Origin of the sequence: Paraburkholderia sp. BR10936 (assembly GCF_040965735.1) — a bacterium.
Classification (GTDB): Bacteria; Pseudomonadota; Gammaproteobacteria; order Burkholderiales; family Burkholderiaceae; genus Paraburkholderia; species Paraburkholderia nodosa_A.
In genome coordinates this window covers 1-18,418 of sequence record NZ_JBFRCM010000008.1, presented here as the reverse complement: position 1 = coordinate 18,418, position 18,418 = coordinate 1, and the positions used below count along the sequence as shown (strand labels likewise).

At 64.5% G+C, this 18,418-nt stretch carries 15 protein-coding genes; 3 read left to right on the top strand and 12 right to left on the bottom strand.

Translation table 11 applies throughout. From position 1 onward, the window contains the following. Positions 1-12 precede the first annotated feature (12 nt). Positions 13-921: a class II glutamine amidotransferase gene (locus AB4Y36_RS18105; protein WP_069268439.1), complete on the top strand. Its 909-nt coding sequence runs from the start codon at positions 13-15 to the stop codon at positions 919-921. 72 nt (positions 922-993) lie between these two features. On the opposite strand, the gene AB4Y36_RS18100 is transcribed toward AB4Y36_RS18105, so the two are convergent. The 7 genes from AB4Y36_RS18100 to AB4Y36_RS18070 all read right to left on the bottom strand — a co-directional run bounded on the left by AB4Y36_RS18100 (position 994) and on the right by AB4Y36_RS18070 (position 8,709). Further along, entirely contained in the window at positions 994-1,719 is a 726-nt protein-coding gene (locus AB4Y36_RS18100) for an amino acid ABC transporter ATP-binding protein (protein WP_028209421.1), read from the bottom strand. Continuing rightward, on the bottom strand, positions 1,716-2,393 hold the full coding sequence (gene gltK, locus AB4Y36_RS18095; protein ID WP_069268438.1) for a glutamate/aspartate ABC transporter permease GltK: 678 nt from the start codon (positions 2,391-2,393) through the stop codon (positions 1,716-1,718). Before gltK ends, AB4Y36_RS18100 begins: the two co-directional genes overlap by 4 nt. Further along, positions 2,393-3,133, bottom strand: coding sequence for an amino acid ABC transporter permease (locus AB4Y36_RS18090; protein ID WP_069268437.1), 741 nt, complete (start codon positions 3,131-3,133; stop codon positions 2,393-2,395). The genes gltK and AB4Y36_RS18090 overlap by 1 nt, the downstream gene beginning before the upstream one ends. Positions 3,134-3,222: 89 nt before the next feature. Then, entirely contained in the window at positions 3,223-4,116 is an 894-nt protein-coding gene (locus AB4Y36_RS18085) for a glutamate/aspartate ABC transporter substrate-binding protein (protein WP_069268436.1), read from the bottom strand. A 246-nt stretch (positions 4,117-4,362) separates the two neighbouring features. After that, positions 4,363-5,649: a Glu/Leu/Phe/Val dehydrogenase gene (locus tag AB4Y36_RS18080; RefSeq protein ID WP_069268469.1), complete on the bottom strand. Its 1,287-nt coding sequence runs from the start codon at positions 5,647-5,649 to the stop codon at positions 4,363-4,365. A 201-nt stretch (positions 5,650-5,850) separates the two neighbouring features. Beyond that, positions 5,851-6,807: a LysR family transcriptional regulator gene (locus AB4Y36_RS18075; protein ID WP_069268435.1), complete on the bottom strand. Its 957-nt coding sequence runs from the start codon at positions 6,805-6,807 to the stop codon at positions 5,851-5,853. Between the two features lie 99 nt (positions 6,808-6,906). Next, entirely contained in the window at positions 6,907-8,709 is a 1,803-nt protein-coding gene (locus tag AB4Y36_RS18070) for a tetratricopeptide repeat protein (RefSeq protein ID WP_368683735.1), read from the bottom strand. Positions 8,710-8,963: 254 nt separating this feature from the next. On the opposite strand from AB4Y36_RS18070, the gene purB reads away from it, so the two are divergent. After that, positions 8,964-10,352 (top strand): adenylosuccinate lyase, encoded by a 1,389-nt coding sequence (gene purB, locus AB4Y36_RS18065; RefSeq protein ID WP_342947643.1) that lies wholly within the window; start codon positions 8,964-8,966, stop codon positions 10,350-10,352. A gap of 96 nt (positions 10,353-10,448) precedes the next feature. Here purB and AB4Y36_RS18060 read toward each other — a convergent pair whose 3' ends face one another. The 4 genes from AB4Y36_RS18060 to edd all read right to left on the bottom strand — a co-directional run bounded on the left by AB4Y36_RS18060 (position 10,449) and on the right by edd (position 15,242). After that, on the bottom strand, positions 10,449-10,958 hold the full coding sequence (locus AB4Y36_RS18060) for a gluconokinase (RefSeq protein WP_069268432.1): 510 nt from the start codon (positions 10,956-10,958) through the stop codon (positions 10,449-10,451). A 68-nt stretch (positions 10,959-11,026) separates the two neighbouring features. Then, positions 11,027-12,388 carry a GntP family permease gene (locus tag AB4Y36_RS18055; protein WP_069268431.1) on the bottom strand — a complete coding sequence of 454 codons (1,362 nt, stop codon included), beginning with the start codon at positions 12,386-12,388 and terminating at the stop codon, positions 11,027-11,029. Positions 12,389-12,684: 296 nt separating this feature from the next. After that, positions 12,685-13,326, bottom strand: coding sequence for a bifunctional 4-hydroxy-2-oxoglutarate aldolase/2-dehydro-3-deoxy-phosphogluconate aldolase (eda, locus tag AB4Y36_RS18050; RefSeq protein WP_069268430.1), 642 nt, complete (start codon positions 13,324-13,326; stop codon positions 12,685-12,687). 2 nt (positions 13,327-13,328) lie between these two features. Continuing rightward, a complete protein-coding gene (edd, locus tag AB4Y36_RS18045; protein ID WP_342947641.1) occupies positions 13,329-15,242 on the bottom strand; it encodes a phosphogluconate dehydratase in 1,914 nt (637 codons plus the stop codon). A 290-nt stretch (positions 15,243-15,532) separates the two neighbouring features. Here edd and AB4Y36_RS18040 point away from each other — a divergent pair, with 290 nt between their 5' ends. Further along, on the top strand, positions 15,533-16,390 hold the full coding sequence (locus tag AB4Y36_RS18040; protein WP_368605678.1) for a MurR/RpiR family transcriptional regulator: 858 nt from the start codon (positions 15,533-15,535) through the stop codon (positions 16,388-16,390). A gap of 95 nt (positions 16,391-16,485) precedes the next feature. On the opposite strand, the gene AB4Y36_RS18035 is transcribed toward AB4Y36_RS18040, so the two are convergent. Next, positions 16,486-18,418 (bottom strand): YadA family autotransporter adhesin (locus AB4Y36_RS18035; RefSeq protein ID WP_368683734.1); only part of this gene is annotated, 1,933 nt, incomplete at its 5' end.

Below are 18,418 nucleotides of genomic sequence, written 5' to 3'. Positions count from 1 at the left end.
ACCATCAGCACCATGTGCCAACTTCTCGGAATGAATTGCGCCGCGCCGACGGACGTCACGTTCTCCTTCACAGGATTCGCGGCGCGCGGCGGCGCCACCGATCACCACGCCGACGGCTGGGGGATCGCGTTCTTCGAGGACAAGGCCTGCCGCCTCTTCATCGACAACGAGGCCTCGGCGCGTTCGCCGATCGCCGAGATGGTCAAGCACTACCCCATCAAGTCGCGCAACACCATCGCCCACATCCGCAAGGCCACGCAGGGCAACTGCGCGCTCGAAAACAGTCATCCGTTCCAGCGCGAGCTGTGGGGCCGGCACTGGATCTTCGCGCACAACGGCGACCTTCAGGACTTCAATCCGGTGATGTCGGGCGTCTACCAGCCGGTTGGCACGACCGATAGCGAGCGCGCGTTCTGCCTGCTGCTACAAGGCTTGCGCAAGGCGTTCCCCGGTGCGCAGCCGCCGCTCGCCGAGCTGTTCGCCGCGCTGGAGTCGCTCACGCGCGAGGTCACGCAGTTCGGTGTCTTCAACTTCCTGATGTCGAACGGCCAGGCGCTGTTCGCGCATTGTTCGACGCATCTCTACTATCTCGTGCGACGCTGGCCGTTCTCGACGGCCCATCTCGTCGATGCCGATGTCTCCATCGACTTCGCCAAGTACACGACGCCCGAGGACCGCGTGGCCGTGATCGCCACCGCGCCGCTCACCGACAACGAGGTCTGGACGCGCTTCGCCCCCGGCGACCTGCTGATGTTCCAGCACGGCGACGTGATCGCCAGGACAAGCGTGCCGGTGCCGCAAAAGGTGCTCGACAAGCTCGCCAACCCGTCGCTCGACGCGTCGGCCAGCGCACCGTGCGCCGGGCAGCCGCGCGAGATCGACCCGGAAGCGGTGGACGCACTGCAGACCTGGGGCGAGTAAGCCGGGCCACGCCCAAAACAAAAAAAGCCGCGCATCATTCGAGCGCGGCTTTTTTTCGAAGCGTACGAAGCCTCAGTGCAGGATCTTCGCCAGAAAGTCCTTCGCGCGATCCGATTTCGGGCTCGCAAAGAAGGCTTCCTTCTGGTCGTCCTCGACGATGGCGCCCTTGTCCATGAAGATCACGCGGTGCGCGACCTTCTTCGCAAAGCCCATTTCGTGCGTCACGCACATCATGGTCATCCCTTCCTGGGCCAGCTCCACCATCACGTCGAGCACCTCGTTGATCATCTCGGGGTCGAGCGCCGAAGTTGGCTCGTCGAACAGCATGGCGATGGGGTCCATCGACAGCGCGCGTGCAATCGCCACGCGCTGCTGCTGGCCGCCCGAGAGCTGACCCGGGAACTTGTCGGCATGCGCACGCAGGCCCACGCGGTCGAGCAGTTTCAGGCCCTTTTGCGTGGCCTCGTCCTTGCCGCGGCCGAGCACCTTGATCTGCGCGAGCGTGAGATTCTCCGTAATCGACAGATGCGGGAACAGCTCGAAGTGCTGAAACACCATGCCCACCTTCGAGCGCAGCTTCGAGAGGTTGGTGCGCTTGTCGCCCACCGACTCGCCGTTCACGAGAATCTCGCCCTGCTGGAACGGTTCGAGCCCGTTGACGGTCTTGATGAGCGTGGACTTGCCCGAGCCCGAGGGCCCGCACACCACCACCACCTCACCCTTCTTCACTTCCGTCGTGCAGTCGGTCAGCACCTGGAACTGGCCGTACCACTTCGAAACGTTCTTAATTGAAATCATCTTGCGACCTTTTTCTGAAGACCTTTCACGAGGCTCGACGCGATCACGCAAATCACGAAATAACACGCGCCCGCGAACAGTACCATCTCGACCATCGTCCCGTCACGGTCGCCGATATTGGTGGATGTGCGGAAGAAGTCGGCGAGGCTGATCACGTACACGAGCGAGGTGTCCTGAAACAGCACGATGGCCTGCGTAAGCAACAGCGGCACCATCGCGCGGAACGCCTGCGGCAGCACGACGTATTGCATGGCCCGGCCGTAGCGCATGCCGAGCGCGAACGCAGCGTTCACCTGCCCGCGCGGCACCGCCTGAATGCCCGCACGAATGATCTCCGAATAATACGCGGCCTCGAACAGCGAGAACGCGATCATCGCGGACGCGAGGCGAATGTCGATGTCGGGCGACAGGCCCAGCACGTTTTGCAGCACCTGCGGCACGATCAGGAAGAACCACAGCAGGACCATCACGAGCGGGATCGAGCGGAAGACCGTGACGTAGCCCTTGGCGAACCATTCGAGCGGCTTCACGCTGGAAAGCCGCATGAGCGCGAGCAGCGTGCCCCAGAGAATGCCGACCACGATCGCGCACAGCGTGATCTTGAACGTGATGATCGCGCCCGTCCACAGCGTGGGCAGCGCGCCCGGAATGCCGCTCCAGTCGAAATGATGCATCACTTGCCTCCGATGTAGCCGGGCAGACGCGACTTCGCCTCGACCCAGCGCATGAGCGTCATGACGACGAGGTTGATGAGCACATAAGCGAGCGTGACGGCGATGAACGACTCATAGGTCTGCGCCGTGTAGTCGACGAGCTGACGCGCCTGGGCCGACAAATCGAGCAGACCGATCGTCGAGGCGACCGCCGAGTTCTTGAAGATGTTGAGGAACTCCGAGGTGAGCGGCGGCACGATGATGCGGTACGCCACCGGCAGCAGCACATAGCGGTACGTCTGCCACTGCGTGAAGCCCATGGCGAGGCCGGCTGCGCGCTGGCCGCGCGGCAGCGCGTTGATGCCCGAGCGCACCTGTTCGCATACACGCGCCGCGGTAAAGAGCCCGAGACACACGACCGACGCCGAGAAGAACTGCACGCCCGGCGGCGATTGCTTGAACGCATTGCCTATCGATTGCGGCACGATTTCCGGCAGCACGAAGTACCAGATGAAGAACTGCGCGATAAGCGGAATATTGCGGAAGATCGCCACATAAACTGTGCCGACGCCCGCGAGAAACCTGTTCGGCACCGTGCGCAGCACGCCGAAGAACGACCCGACGATGAGCGCGATCACCCACGCGCACAGCGACACCGAGACCGTCACCCAGAGGCCGGAGAGGATCCAGCCGAGGTACGTGGTGGGTTCGCCCGTCGAGACCGGGCTGAGCAGAATGCCCCAGTTCCAGTGATAGGACATCAAGAGACTCCAAGAAAAAGAACGGAAGAAGCGGCGCTTCTTCCGTTCCGTGCTAAACGCTAAATGCGGGTCGAACGGCCGGGGCCGTGTTAATCGATCGCCTTGTCGTTCGGATTCTTGAACAGCGCTTTCATGTCCTCGCTCATCGGGAAGTTCAGGTTGAGACCCTTCGGCGGGATCGGCGACTCGAACCACTTCTTGTAGATCGTTTCGCCTTCGCCCGAGGTCTGGACCTTGGCGATGGCGTCGTCGGCGACCTTCTTGAACTCGGGGTCGTTCTTGCGCATCATGCAGCCGTACGCTTCACGCGACTGCGGCTGGCCGACGATCACGAAGTCGCCCGGATTGTTCGACTTGGCGCGCTCGCCCGCGAGCAGCGCGTCGTCCATCATGAACGCCACTGCGCGGCCCGTGGAGAGCGTCATGAACGACTCGCCGTGGTCCTTCGCGCTGATGATGTTCATGCCCATGCTCTTGTCCTGGTTCATCTTGCGCAGCAGGCGCTCGGACGTCGTGCCCGCCGTCGTCACGACGGTCTTGCCCTTGAGGTCGGCGAAGTCCTTGACGCCCGAATCCTTCTTCGTCATGAGGCGCGTGCCGATCACGAAGATCGTGTTCGAGAACGCGGCCTGCTGCTGACGTTCGGCATTGTTCGTGGTCGAGCCGCATTCGATGTCCACCGTGCCGTTCTGCACGAGCGGAATACGGTTCTGCGACGTGATGGGCACCATCTTGACCTTCAGGTTAGGCATGTTCAGCTTCTGCTTGACGGCCTCGACGATCTTCATCGCGTAGTCTTGCGAGTAGCCGATCACATTCTGCTTGTCGTCGTAGTACGAAAAAGGAATGGACGACTCGCGGTGCCCCAGCGAGATGACGCCCGTGTCCTTGATCTTCTTGAGCGTTCCCGCGTCCTGCGCGAAAGCGCTGGTGGCGACGCAACCAAGGAGTGCGAGCAGTGCGGCGGTCTTTTTCATTTGCATTGTTTTCTCCGGTACAAGAACCGCCGCCAGTTTATCAAAGTAATTTTTTTGAAAGCATCAAGAGTGACCCTGGCGCAACGCCTGAATGTGCGAAAGCGGACGCCCCCTTGTGGAGGACGTCCGCCTTCTATGCGCCTTGATGTGCAGCGCAAAAACCTGTCACGGTGCAGTCACGGTTTCGTCACTTCGCTGCGCGCCTTGCGTGGCAAGGCTTGCAGCGTCGCGACGCCTGCCGACCGGGTGCGATCAGGGATACAAACCGCGCATTTCGCGCGCCATCAGGATGCGCTTACATGCCACGATGAACGCCGCGGTACGCATCGAGACCTTCTGCTCGCTCGACACTTGCCACACGGCCGTGAAGGCTTCGCGCATCACGCGTTCGAGACGTTCGTTAATTTCGTGCTCGGTCCAGAAGAAGCTCGAAAAGTCCTGCACCCACTCGAAGTACGAAACGGTCACGCCGCCCGCGTTCGCCACCACGTCGGGGATCACGAGCACGCCCTTGTCGTGCAGGATGTCGTCGGCTGCCGTCGTGGTCGGGCCGTTCGCACCTTCCACGATGATCTTCGTGCGGATCTTGCCCGCGTTCTTCTCGGTGATCTGGTTTTCCAGCGCGGCCGGAATGAGGATGTCGGTTTCGACGGTCCAGAATTCGTCGTTCGCCATGACTTCGGCGCCCGCAAAGCCTGCCACGCCGCCCGTCTTGGCAACGTGCTCGAGCAGCGCTTCCGCGCTCATGCCGCTCGAGTTGTAGAGCGAGCCGGTATGGTCCTGCACTGCGACGATCTTCGAGCCGGCTTCCTGGAACAGGCGCGCGGCAATGCCGCCCACGTTGCCGAAGCCCTGCACGGCAATGCGTGCGCCGTCAATCGAAAGACCCGTGCGGCGCGCAGCCTCGCAGCCGACCACGAACACGCCGCGGCCCGTGGCTTCGCGACGGCCGAGCGAGCCGCCGAGCGAGATGGGCTTGCCCGTCACGACGCCCGTGGCCGTCTGGCCCTGGTTCATCGAGTAGGTGTCCATCATCCACGCCATGATCTGCTCGTTCGTGTTGACGTCCGGCGCAGGAATGTCGGTGTTCGGTCCGATGATGATGCCGATTTCGCTGGTGTAGCGACGCGTCACGCGCTCGAGCTCGCCACGCGACAGCGTGCGCGGATCGACGCGGATACCGCCCTTCGCGCCGCCGTACGGCACGTTCACTGCAGCGTTCTTCACCGACATCCACGCGGACAGCGCCATTACTTCGGAGAGCGTAACGTCCTGGTGATAACGCACGCCGCCCTTGCCGGGACCACGCGAAACGTTGTGCTGGACACGATAGCCTTCGAAGTGCGCAACGGTGCCGTTATCGAGTTCGATGGGGCAGTCGACGATCAGGATACGCTTCGGACGCTTGAGCGTTTCGAGCCAGCGCGAGAGCGAGCCGAGATACGGCGCCACGCGGTCGACCTGACGAAGATAGTTGCCCCAGGGGCCGAGATCGTCGGCGTGGAGATAGGAAGGAACCGACTGCAGTTGGGATGACATGAACGCTCCGATCGAACAAGTGGTGCCATTGTCAGAAAACGCCCACTTGAAATCCAATGCCGTTTGATCATCCCGTTATGCTTTTCGTGCATAACATCCCCGAAGTCGAAAAAACGTGTCGCGCGGCTAGTGTTGAGGCCTTACAGACTGAAATAGCCAGACTGTTTGCGTGGCTGTTGTGTGTGTGCAGCTTGCGCTTCGTCAGCGCCTGCCCTGCGCAAGTTCCTCGCTGACCGCCTCCCACAGTTCGCGCACGAGCGCCTGGCGCGCATCGTCGCCCTGCGTCGCGAGCTTGTCGCGATAGAGCCGGATCTCCATGTCGAGCGTGAACTGGCCCTCCGGCACGCCGCGCGTGCCGCGGTCGAGGCGGATCAGTTCGCCCTGGGCCACGGCGTCTTCCACCGCGCTGTGCGGCAAGAAGGCGATGCCGTGACCCGCCAGCGTCATCGCCTTGAGGCCTTCCGCCATGTCCGTTTCGTACACGCGGTCCAGATAGAGCCGCGCCGGTGCGTTGGCAACGATCACCTCGGTCATGCGGCCGAGATACGCGTTCGGCGTATAGGAGAGATACGGTGCGGGCGCATCGGGCGTGCCGGGCAGCGTGTAACGCGCACGCCCCGCGCGCTGCGGCGCCGAGTACGGGCTGATCGACTCGATGCCGAGCGTCAGCGTGTCGTAGCGCGCGGGGTCGAGCGTGACGGGGTGGCTCGGGTGGTGATAGCCCATCACGAGGTCGCATCCGCCTTCCACGAGTGACAGCACGGCGTCGTGCACGTTCAGCGCGCGCAGGCGCGTGTGGATGCGGCCGAGCTTCGCCTCGATGCGCTGCAGCCAGCGCGGAAAGTACGTGAGCGAAAGCGTGTGCGGCACCGCGAACTCGATCGTCGCCGCGGGCGTGGCCGTGTGGCCGCGCAACAGGGTGCGCGCCTCGTGAAACTGCGAAAGCATCGCGAGCGCCTGCTCGTAGAAGACCTGGCCCGCAGCCGTGAGGCGCGTTGGATAAACCGAACGATCGATCAGCTCGGTGCCAAGCCATGCTTCGAGCGCCTGGATGCGGCGCGAGAAAGCCGGCTGCGTCACGTGGCGCAGTTCGGCCGAGCGACTGAAACTATGCGTCTCCGCGAGCGAAACGAAGTCTTCGAGCCATTTGAGTTCCATGCGGGGCCAGCGAGCGGATGAGAAGTCCGCATTCTAGGCCCGCGGGCGCACGCCTGGGCGCCCACAGGCGAATTTCGCGCGGCGCGCCGGGCGGGCGCCTTAGCGGGAAGCCCCGGAAAGCGCGGCTTCCAGTTCGGCGACCACGCCGCGCCAGTCGCCGAGCGTGGACTGGCGAAACACGCGCGCCGACGGATACCAGACCGAATCGGCGCGATCCTTGCCCCAGCGCCAGTCGGGCTGCGCGGCGAGCAGCACCCAAACGGGCTTGCCGAGCGCGCCGGCGAGGTGCGCGACCGACGTATCTACCGTGACGACGAGATCGAGCGTCTCGATGAGCGCCGCCGTGGCCGCGAAGTCGTGCAGATCGTCGCCTGGCGCATCCATCGGCCAGCGACCCGCGATCGCCTCCAGTTGCGCGGCCGCAGGGCCTTTCTGGAGCGCGAACCAGGCGTTGCCGGTGAGCGCGGCCAGCGGCAGAAGCGACTTGAGCGGCACGGAACGGAAAGCGTCGAATTGATGGCGCGGGTTGCCCGCCCAGACGAGCCCGATACGGCGCTGCGCGGCGCCGGCCAGCGCGTTCACGCGGGCGCGCCAGGCGGCGGCCGGCACAGGATCGGCGCGCATGTATGGCGTGTCGGCGTAGATCGGCCGGCCGGGAAACCTCAGCGGCAGGCTCATTACGTCGCACCAGTAGTCGTATTGCGAGGCGATGGCGCCGTCGCTCGGCGCGGCGTCGAGCACGCGTGCGACGCCCGGCACCGTCGCCGCGAGCGATGCCAGTTCCGGCGCGACCCACGCGTGAACCCGCGCGCCCATCTGCGCCAGCAGGCTCGCATAGCGCAGGAACTGGATCTGATCGCCCATGCCCTGCTCGCGGCAGATCAGGAAACGCTTGCCTCGCAGCGGCTCGCCCTGCCACTCCGGGCACGGCAGCTTGCGGTAGTTGGCTCTCGCGGTCGAGGTGAGCTTGCGGCTCTCGAAGAGCGGCCAGCCGCCGGGGTAGTCTTCGCGCCGCAGCATCAGCATGCCGAGTTGAAAGCGCGATTCCGGCAAGTCGGGGTTCAGCGCCAGTGCGCGGCGAAAGCCGATCTCCGCTTCGTCGTAGCGCGCCAGCGCGGTCAGCGCGAAGGCCAGATTGTTGATGATGCCCGCCCCATCGGGCTTGAGTTCCGCGGCACGCCGGTAAAGCGGGATTGCCGCTTCGTAGCGGTGCATCGCGTCGTAGGCATAGCCGAGTTCGAAGAGCGCGAGCGCGTTGTCGGGCTCGCGCGCGATCACGACCTCGAAGCAGGCGGCCGCTTCGGCGTGCTTCTCCATTGAGCGTAGCAGCCGGCCCATGTGGATTAACGTCTTCGGATCGCGGGGATCGAGCGCGGCGGCGGTGCGCAACTGCGCGAGTGCGGCGTCTTTTTCGTCGGTGGCTTCCAGCGCGCGCCCGAGGTTGAACGCGAAGTGGGCGGATTGCGGCTCCAGCGAACGCGCATGCCGATAATGCTGCGCCGCGCCCGCGAGATCGCCGAGTTCCATCAGCGCATTGCCGAGATTGTTGTGCGCGTTCGCGAAGCCGGGGGCGAGCGCCAGCGCCTTGCGCTGCAAGACGGCGGCGCCTGCATGGTCGCCAAGGCGGTGCGCGACCACGCCACGGTTGGCCAGATATGCGGCGCTGTCAGGCTTCTGCGCGAGCGCGCGATCCATCAGCGCGCCGGCTTCCCGCAGTTGGCCGCGGCCGAGCGCGATCACGCCCAGATAGTGCAGTGCGCCGGGATCTTCGGGGTGCGCAGCGAGCGCGGACTGATAGTAAGCGTGGGCGTCGTCGATCCGGCCCGCGCGGTGGCAAGCCAGGCCGGCTTCGACCAGGTCAGCGGCCTCGCCGGTAGCGAGAATGGGAGCATCGGGAGTCATGGCGGCAGGTATTTGATTAAGCGCAAACTTTTGACGTGAGCGCACTCTATATCCGTCTCAAAACGTGCCATCTCGTTAACAGGCCGATACGACTGAACCCCTCGGGGTGCGTCCCATGCCGGCGCTTTGCCGTTGCTGACAGCGTCGGCCTCGGCCACTGTCGGCAAGGTGATAAAATCTCGGGTTCCCGCGGTCTCGAATCCGACTGCAACCGACTGCCAACTGAGCGTAACGCGCCACGTTACGTCCCCATCATGTCCGACACTCGTCCCGATACCCTCTTCGCGCTCAACGCGCTCTCCCCGCTCGACGGCCGCTACGCCTCGAAAACCGAAGCGCTGCGCGACTGGCTCTCGGAAGCCGCGTTCATGCGCAACCGCGTGACCGTGGAAATCCACTGGCTGATCGCGCTCTCGCAAGCCGGTTTCGCAGAAGTGCCGCGTTTTTCGGCAGCCTCGGAGCAATTCCTGCTCAAGCTCGCCGAAAACTTCACGGCGCACGACGCCGCGCGCATCAAGGACATCGAGCGCGTGACGAACCACGACGTGAAGGCCGTGGAGTACTGGCTCAAGGAGTCGGTGAAGGGTCAGCCGGAACTGGAGCGCGCAAGCGAGTTCATCCACTTCGCCTGCACCTCGGAAGACATCAACAACACGTCGCACGGCCTGATGCTCGCGGGCGCACGCGAGCACGTGATCCTGCCGGCGCTGCGCTCGGTGCATCAGCGTCTCGTCGCGCTTGCGCACACGCACGCCGAGCAGCCGATGCTCTCGCGCACGCACGGCCAGCCGGCCAGTCCCACGACGCTCGGCAAGGAAATCGCCAACGTCGCGGCGCGTCTCGCGCGTGCGATCCAGCGCATCGAGAAGGTCGAACTGCTCGGCAAGATGAATGGCGCGGTCGGCAACTTCAACGCGCATCTCTCGGCGTATCCGGAATTCGACTGGGAAGCCTTCTCGAAGGAAGTCGTCGAGCAGCGCCTGAAGCTCACGTTCAACCCGTACACGATCCAGATCGAGCCGCACGACTACATGGCGGAACTGTTCGACGCCGTCGCGCGCGCGAACACGATCCTGCTCGACCTCGACCGCGACGTCTGGGGCTATATCTCGCTCGGCTACTTCAAGCAGAAGACGAAGGCCGGCGAAATCGGCTCGTCGACCATGCCGCACAAGGTCAACCCGATCGACTTCGAAAACTCGGAAGGCAACCTCGGCCTCGCGAACGCCACGCTGCGCCACCTCGCCGACAAGCTGCCCGTCTCGCGCTGGCAGCGCGACCTCACCGACTCGACGGTGCTGCGCAACATCGGCGTCGCATTCGGCTATTCGCTGCTCGCGTACGACGCGCTGATCCGCGGTCTGGACAAGCTCGAAGTGAACCCGCAGCGCCTGAACGACGACCTCGACGCCACGTGGGAAGTGCTGGCCGAGCCGGTGCAGACGGTCATGCGCCGCTACGGCATCGAGAACCCGTACGAGCAGTTGAAGGAACTCACGCGCGGCAAGGGCATTACGCGCGAAGCGCTGCAGACGTTCGTGAACGGTCTGGCGATTCCTGAGGACGCGAAGAAGCGTCTGCTGGAGATGACGCCTGCGTCGTACGTCGGCAAGGCGGCGGAACTGGCGAAGCGCATTTCGTAATCGCGACATCGCAGGGCCATAAAAAAAGCGCTCGATCGAATCGAGCGCTTTTTCGTTTACCGCCGCACGATCGCGTGATCGTACATAGCCGCGAGATCAGGATGCCTGATTGCCGCGCGTTTGCATCTGCTTCATCACCTCGTCGACGATCTGCTCGGGCGTGAGCTCGATGCTGACCTCGATCGCCTCGTCCGCGCCCGGCTCTTCGAGCGTGTCGAGCTGGCTTTGCAGCAGCGACGGGTCGAAGAAGTGTCCGGTACGCGAAGCGAGGCGCTCGTGCAGCACTTCGAACGAGCCCTTCAGGTAGACGAAGCACACGTCATGGTCGTTGCCGCGCAAGACGTCGCGATACGAGCGCTTGAGCGACGAGCAGGTGAACACGGCCGTTTCGTGGGCGCGCTGCTTCTCCTCGATCGCCGCACGAATCGTACGCAGCCACGGCCAGCGGTCGTCGTCGGTGAGGGGAATGCCGTCGTGCATCTTCTTCTTGTTGGCTTCGCTGTGGAAGGCGTCGCCGTCGGTGAAGGTGCACTTGAGGCGCTCGGCGAGCAATTCGCCGATGCGTGTCTTGCCTGCGCCCGACACGCCCATCGCTATCAAAATCATTTACTGCTCCTGTCGAACGGAGTGAGCGCTTTAGCGCTGACTCCGGTCCCATGCAACATAGTTGCGCGTTACACCACCGCTGCGAGGGCGAAGGTAAGCCCGAGGCCCAGCAGCGAAATAATGGTCTCCAGTAGTGACCATGTCTTGAACGTCTGCACGACGCTCATGCCGAAATACTCCTTGATCAGCCAGAATCCGCCGTCGTTGACGTGCGAGAAGATCAGCGAGCCCGAGCCCGTGGCGAGCACCAGCAGCTCCGGCTTCACGGTCATGGCGCTGGCCGACGCGATCGGCGCGACGATGCCGCAGGCCGTGGTCATGGCGACCGTGGCCGAGCCCGTGGCGAGACGGATCAGCGCGGCGACGAGCCAGCCGAGCAGCAGCGGCGACAGATGTTCGTTCTGCGCCAGCTCGACGATCTGCTTCGACACGCCGCTGTCCATCAGCACGCGGCCAAAGCCGCCGCCCGCGCCCACGATCAGCGTGATGCCCGCGATCGGCGCGAGACAGTCGCCGCAGAACTTCTGGATCTGCTCGCGCGTGAAGCCGCGTTGCGCGCCGAAGGTCCAGAAGCTTACCAGCACGGCGATCAGCAGCGCGACGTCCGAGGTGCCGATAAAGTGCAACAAGTTGTTGGGCAACGTTTTCGGCTCGAACACGAGATCGGCCCAGCTGCCGATCAGCATGAGGATCACGGGCAGCAGGATCGTGAAGAGCGTGACGCCGAAGCCCGGCAGCTCGCTATCGGGCTTGGGGTCGGCCTTGCTCACGAACTGCTCGGAAAGCGGATTGCTCTCGGGCAGCTTGATGTAGCGGTGAATGAAGAGCGCGAAAAGCGGCCCGGCGATGATCGCCGTGGGCACGCCCACCATCAGGCCGTAAGCGATGGTCTTGCCGATGTCGGCGTGATACGCCTGCACGGCGAGGAGCGCGGCCGGGTGCGGTGGAATCAGCCCGTGCACGACCGAAAGGCCCGCCACCATCGGCAGGCCGATCAGCAGCAGCGACTTGCCGGTGCGCTTGGCGACGTTGAACGCGATCGGAATGAGCAACACGAAGCCGACTTCGAAGAACACCGGCAGGCCGACGATGATCGCAACGACCATCATGGCCCAGTGAATGTTCTTCTCGCCGAACCAGCGAATGAGCGTCGTGGCAACGCGCTCGGCGCCGCCCGACTCCGCCATCATCTTGCCGAGCATCGTGCCGAGGCCCACCACGATGGCGATGTGGCCGAGCGTGTTGCCGTTGCCGGTTTCGAACGACTTGACGATCTGATCCATCGGCATGCCGACGGCGAGGCCGAGCAGCAGCGAAACGATGATCAGGACGAGAAACGGATAAACCTTGAAGCGCGTGATCAGCAGGATCAGCGCGGCGATCGCGACGAGCGCGTAAATCAGCAGCATGCTGCCGTGGGCCACTCCCATGAGGCTCCTCTCCAGGTAGTTGTTCGAAGTCCTTTTGCCCTGTGCGGCGACGGATGAGCGCCGCAGCGGCGCGCGCGGGACAAAAGCCGGCCGTCGCCGGGCCGGGGATTGTAGAGCTTATAACGACTTTTGGCGCAGCGTGCTTGAAAGACACGCGAGCCGCGCAAAGCGCGCGCCTGAAAGGCGCCGTTCGCGCGGCTCGTTGCACGCCCCTCGTACCGAAGGGGCGCGGCATTCCGGTCTTCGTTGCGCCGCAGCATGCGGCGCGCGTCAGCGCATCAAAGAGACGCGTTCTTTTAGCGCACCGGACGCGACAGCTCGCTCGCGGCGTGCGCAAGGCGCGTGACTTCGTCCCAGTTCTGCGCGGCGATGGCGGCCTTCGGCGTGAGCCACGAACCGCCCACGCAGACCACGTTGGGCAACGCGAGGAAGGTCGGCGCGGATTCGGCGCTGATACCGCCCGTCGGGCAGAACTTCAGCGTCGGGAACGGGCCGTGGAAGGCCTGCAGCATGTTCAGGCCACCGGCCGGAACCGCCGGGAAGAACTTGACGATCTCGTAGCCCAGTTCCATCGCGACGATGATGTCGGTCGGCGTCATCACGCCCGGCAGCAGCGGCAGGCCCGCGTCGAGCGAAGCCTGATGGATCTCGCGCGTGAGGCCCGGCGAAACGCCGAACTGTGCGCCGGCCTGCTTCGCGAGCGCGCAGTGCTCAGGCTTCGTGATCGTACCCACGCCCACGACGATGTCCGGCGCGATCTTCGCGGCGCGCTCGATCGCTTCGAGGCCGGCCTTCGTGCGCAGCGTGATTTCGAGCACCTTCACGCCGCCCGCATGGAGCGCGCGGGAAACGTGCTCGCCCTGCTCCGGCGTATCGAACGCGAGCACCGGGATGACGGGACCGAGGCGAACGATGTCGGCGACTGTGCGATTTGCCATGTTCAGGCTCCTTGATGATGAATTGAGTTCGCGGCGTGGGCCGGCGCATGCGCAGTTGCAACAGCCGGTGCGGGCGCGGCCTGCTCGCCCACGAGCGGACCGAACACCGTGGCGCCCAGCTCCGCCGGCGCGGCGGTGGCGCGGAACACGCCGAACAGCTCGCGGCCAAAGCCCACTTCATTGAGTTCCTGATGCGCGGGCTGCGCGACCGGACGGGCGTCCCACTCGGCAGCATCGACTTCGATGTCGAGCACGCCTTCCACCGCGTCGATCACGATCGTATCGCCGTCGCGCACCTTGCCGATCGGGCCGTGCAGCAGCGTTTCCGGCGAAACGTGGATGACTGCGGGCACCTTGCCCGACGCGCCCGACATGCGTCCGTCAGTCACGAGCGCCACGTGAAAGCCCTTGTCCTGCAGCACGCCGAGCAACGGCGTGAGGCGGTGCAGCTCCGGCATGCCATTCGCGCGCGCGCCCTGGAAGCGCACGACGGCCACGAAATCGCGCTCGAGTTCACCGCGGTCGAACGCTTCCTGCACGGCTTCCTGCGAATCGAACACGATGGCGGGCGCACGCACCTTGCGGCGCTCCGGCGCGACCGCGGAAACCTTGATGACGCCGCGGCCCAGACGCCCCTGCATCAGGCGCAGCCCGCCGTCCGGCTGGAACGGCGTCGGCAGCGGACGCAGCACGCTCTCGTCGGCGCTCTTCTCGACCGCCGGCACCCAGGTGAGCTTGCCGTCGATGAGCTTCGGCTCCTCGGTGTAGTGACGCAGCCCACGACCCGCGACGGTATTCACGTCTTCGTGCAGCAACCCGCCGTCGAGCAGTTCGCGCACGAGGAAGGCGATGCCGCCCGCCGCATGGAAATGATTCACGTCGGCCTTGCCGTTCGGATAGACGCGCGCGAGCAGCGGCACGGCGTCCGACAGCACGTCGAAGTCGTTCCAGTCGATGATGATGCCCGCCGCCCGTGCCATCGCCACGAGGTGCAGCGTGTGGTTGGTCGAGCCGCCCGTCGCCATCAGCGCGACGATACCGTTGATCACGGCCTTCTCGTCGACCACGTGGCCGATCGGCGTGTAGTGGCCGCGCTCGACGGTGAGCTCGAGCACGCGGCGCGCCGCCGCAGCGGTGAGTTCGTCGCGCAACGGCGTATGCGGATGGATGAAGGCCGAACCCGGCAGATGCAGGCCCATGATCTCCATGAGCATCTGGTTGCTGTTGGCCGTGCCGTAGAACGTGCAGGTGCCGTGGCCGTGATACGCGGCGGCCTCCGATTCGAGCAGCGCCGCGCGGTCGCACTGGCCCGTGGCGAACTGCTGGCGCACCTTGGCCTTGTCGTCGTTCGTGATGCCGCTCGTCATCGGGCCGGCGGGCACGAAAATGGTCGGCAGGTGGCCGAATTGCAGCGCGCCGATCAGGAGGCCCGGGACGATCTTGTCGCACACGCCGAGGCACAGCGCCGCATCGAACATGTTGTGCGTGAGCGCGACGGCCGTGCTCATCGCGATCACTTCACGCGAAAAGAGCGACAGCTCCATGCCGGCGTTGCCTTGCGTGACGCCATCGCACATCGCCGGCACGCCGCCCGCGAACTGCGCGACGCCGCCGCCTTCGCGGGCCGCCTTCTTGATGATGTCGGGGAAATCCTTGTAAGGCGCGTGAGCCGAGAGCATCTCGTTGTATGCCGAGACGATGCCGATATTGGGCTCGCGAATCGACTTGATCGAGATCTTGTCGCGCCCCTCGAGGCCGGCGAAACCGTGGGCAAGATTCGCGCATGAGAGCGCGCCGCGCGCCGGGAACCGGTCCTGAGCCGCCGCGATGCGCGCCAGATAGGCCTCGCGCGTGGGCTTGCTGCGCTCGATCACGCGCTGCGTGACCTTCATCAATTGAGAATGCAGGGAAACCATCGAATCTCCTTCCTTCTTGTCACGGCGGGGACGCTCGGGGCCAGATCTGGTGCGCCCTTGGGCGCACCAGACAGCGATGGCGCGATGTTAGTAGAAAAACTACACGACGACAATCCCGGTAAGACCCTGGGAGCGCGACGGTAAACGACCGCCTAGTCTCACTATTTACAGGCCTTGCGCGTTGATGCGCACAGGAACTGAAAAGGAGCAAACGTCGATCCTGTAGTTTTTGTACACACCGTCCGATCCGTTATAGTCCACGGATCTTTCAGCATAGTGCGAGTTTCTTGATGCTGCTGTCCCAGATGAAAGCCATGCGCGAGCAGTTGCGCCCTTCGGAGCGCAAGCTCGCCGATTACGTGATTCAGGCGCCTCGCGAGGTGCTCGATCTGTCGATGACCGAGGTTGCCGAGCGCGCAGGCGTGAGCCAGCCGACCATCGCGCGGTTTTGCCATGCGTTGGGATTTTCCGGATTCCGGGAGTTCAAGATTCGCCTCGCGCAGGCCGTTGCCGCGGATCTGCCCTCAGAACATCCGGCCGTCTACCGCGATGTGAGCCCGGACGAGCCGGTACCGGGCGTCGCGGCCAAGGTGCTCGACCGCACCATTGGCGCGCTCCTGCAGGTGCGCAACAATCTCTCGACGGACTCGCTCGCCGCGGCGATTGGCCTGCTCGCGCACGCGGCGCGTATCGAGTTCTATGGTGCGGGTGGCTCGGGCATCGCTGCACAGGACATGCAGCACAAGTTCTTTCGCCTCGGCATGCCTAGCGTCGCGTATTCGGACCCACAAACGTTTCTGATGTCGGCGGCGCTGCTCGGCCCCGGCGATGTCGTGGTGGCGATCTCGAACACGGGGCGCACGCGCGACATCGTGGATGCCGCGCGCACGGCGCTCGATCGCGGCGCAAAGGTAATCGCCATCACGCATGGCACGTCGCCGCTCGCGCGCCTGGCGAGCGTCGGCCTGCACGCGAATGTCGACGAAGACACCGACGTCTTCTCGCCGATGACGTCGCGGACGTCGCATCTCGCGATCGGCGACATACTCGCGGTGGGGGTGGCGCTGCAGCGCGGTCCGGAGCTGGCTGAGAAACTCGCAGATGCGAAGGAAATCATCGCGCGAAGAAGGCTGGACCCGATTGGCTAACGGCGGACCAGAAGGTGCCCAACAAAACAAGCGGACTCCCGAGGGAGTCCGCTCTGCATTTCGGCCCAGACCGCAACCGATTGAGCCTCAGACGCTTACCACTGGTACGACATACCGCCGCCGACCGTGGCACCGCCTGCCGATGCATAACCGCCGCCCACTTTCACCTTGAGGTTCTGTGTGATGCGCGCCGATGCGCCGAGCGCCACTGCTTGATAGCCCTGGAAGTTGGCTGTGCCGATACCGACCGCGACGGTCTTGCCCTGATCGACTTCCGGGATCATTGTCAGCGCGGTTGCCGCCGCGATACCGCCGTAGGCGTTGCGCGCCACCGAGTTGACGTTGCTCTGGAGCCCATTCAAGCCGCTCTGCAGCTGCCCCATGTTCACCGCATCGGTAGCGTTGACGCCATTCGCGACATGGGCGATCCGACGCTCGTTGCCTTGGGAGCCCACGGACACGGTGTTGTCCTCGTCCGCGATCGAATTTGCACCGAGCGCTACCGAGTTGTTGCCCGTGGCCTTCGCCGAGTCGCCAATCGCCGTCGCGTTCGGACCCGAGGCAATCGCACCGCCGCCTGCCGCGATCGAGCTGGCGCCCGTGGCCGAAGCCGCGCCGCTCGTCGTATTGGTCGACAGATACTCAGTACCGTTGACGCTGATGTTCTGAATCTGCTGATTCAGGTTCGAGACCACGACGTTCGTGGCGTACAACTGCGAGCCCGTGACGGCGTCCGTGCTCGACGCCGAGAGTTCAGCGTCCTGCAGGTTGGTCAGCTTGACCGGCGTCGTCGAATCCGTGCCGCCCAGCGTGACCTTGTCGTGTGCCGACGAGTCGTACTGGACCGCGTTCGCCACCTGGCCAGAGATGTTGGTCACCGTCTGCTCGATGTTCGTTACGCGGCCATCGATGTTCGAGATCGCGCCACCCACGTCGTTGTAAGTGTTGCCCCCCACGACGTACGTCGGTGCCGAGATCGAGCCATCGGGGTTGACCGTCGAACCACCGCCCAGCGCGCTGGCCGTGCTCGATGCAACACCGTAGAGCTGGCCGCCGTTCACGGCGTCCGTACTGCTTGCCGCAACGACACCGTTCGCTACGTTGTGCAGCGCAACCGGCGTGTGATCCAGCGACCCGCCAAGCGTAACCGAGTTCAGCGATGTGTCGTCGTAGGCGACAAACGCGTTCGAGATGTTGCCCGACGGATCGATCTTCGCTCCCATCGCTTCGAGCTGGGCAACGTTCACCGCATCGTTCGCATCCACGCCGTTCGCCACGTTGTGCAAAACGACCGGCGCATGACCCGAGCCGCCGAACGTGACCGTATTGAGCGACGTGTCGTCATACGCGACGAACGCGTTGGTGATGTTGCCCGCCGCATCGGTCTTCGCGCCCAGTGCGTAGAGCTGCGAGCCGTTCACCGCCTCGAGGCTCGTGGCGTTCAGCGCAGCATTCGCCACGTTCGTCAGCACGACGGGAGCATGGACCGCGCCGCCCAGCGTCACCGAGTCGTGCGTCGACGTGTCGTACGTCACCGTCTCGTATAGCTGCGCACCGTTCACCGCGTCGAAGCTCGTCGCCGAGACTTGACCCGCTGCCACGTTGTGCAGCGCCACCGGCGTGGTCGCATCCGTGCCGCCCAGCGTGACCGCGCTGTGCTTCGACGTGTCGTACATCACTGCATCGGCCAGCTGGCCATTGATGTTCGTGACGTCGCCTTGCAGGTTCGTGATGTCGGTCGTGTTCTGTGTCACGCGGCCATCGAGGTTCGTAATCGCACCACCTACGCTGTTGTAGGTGTCTCCACCCACGTTATACGTCGGGTTCGAGATCGAGCCATCGCTGTTCACCGTCGAGCCGCCGCCGAACGAATCCGCCGTCGAGCTGGCCAGGTTGTACAACTGGGAGCCGTTCACCGCGTCGAAGCTCGTCGCCGAGACTGCGCCCGCCGCCACGTTGTGCAAGGCCACCGGCGTGGTCGCGTCCGCGCCGCCCAGCGTGACCGAGTCGTGCGTCGACGTGTCATAC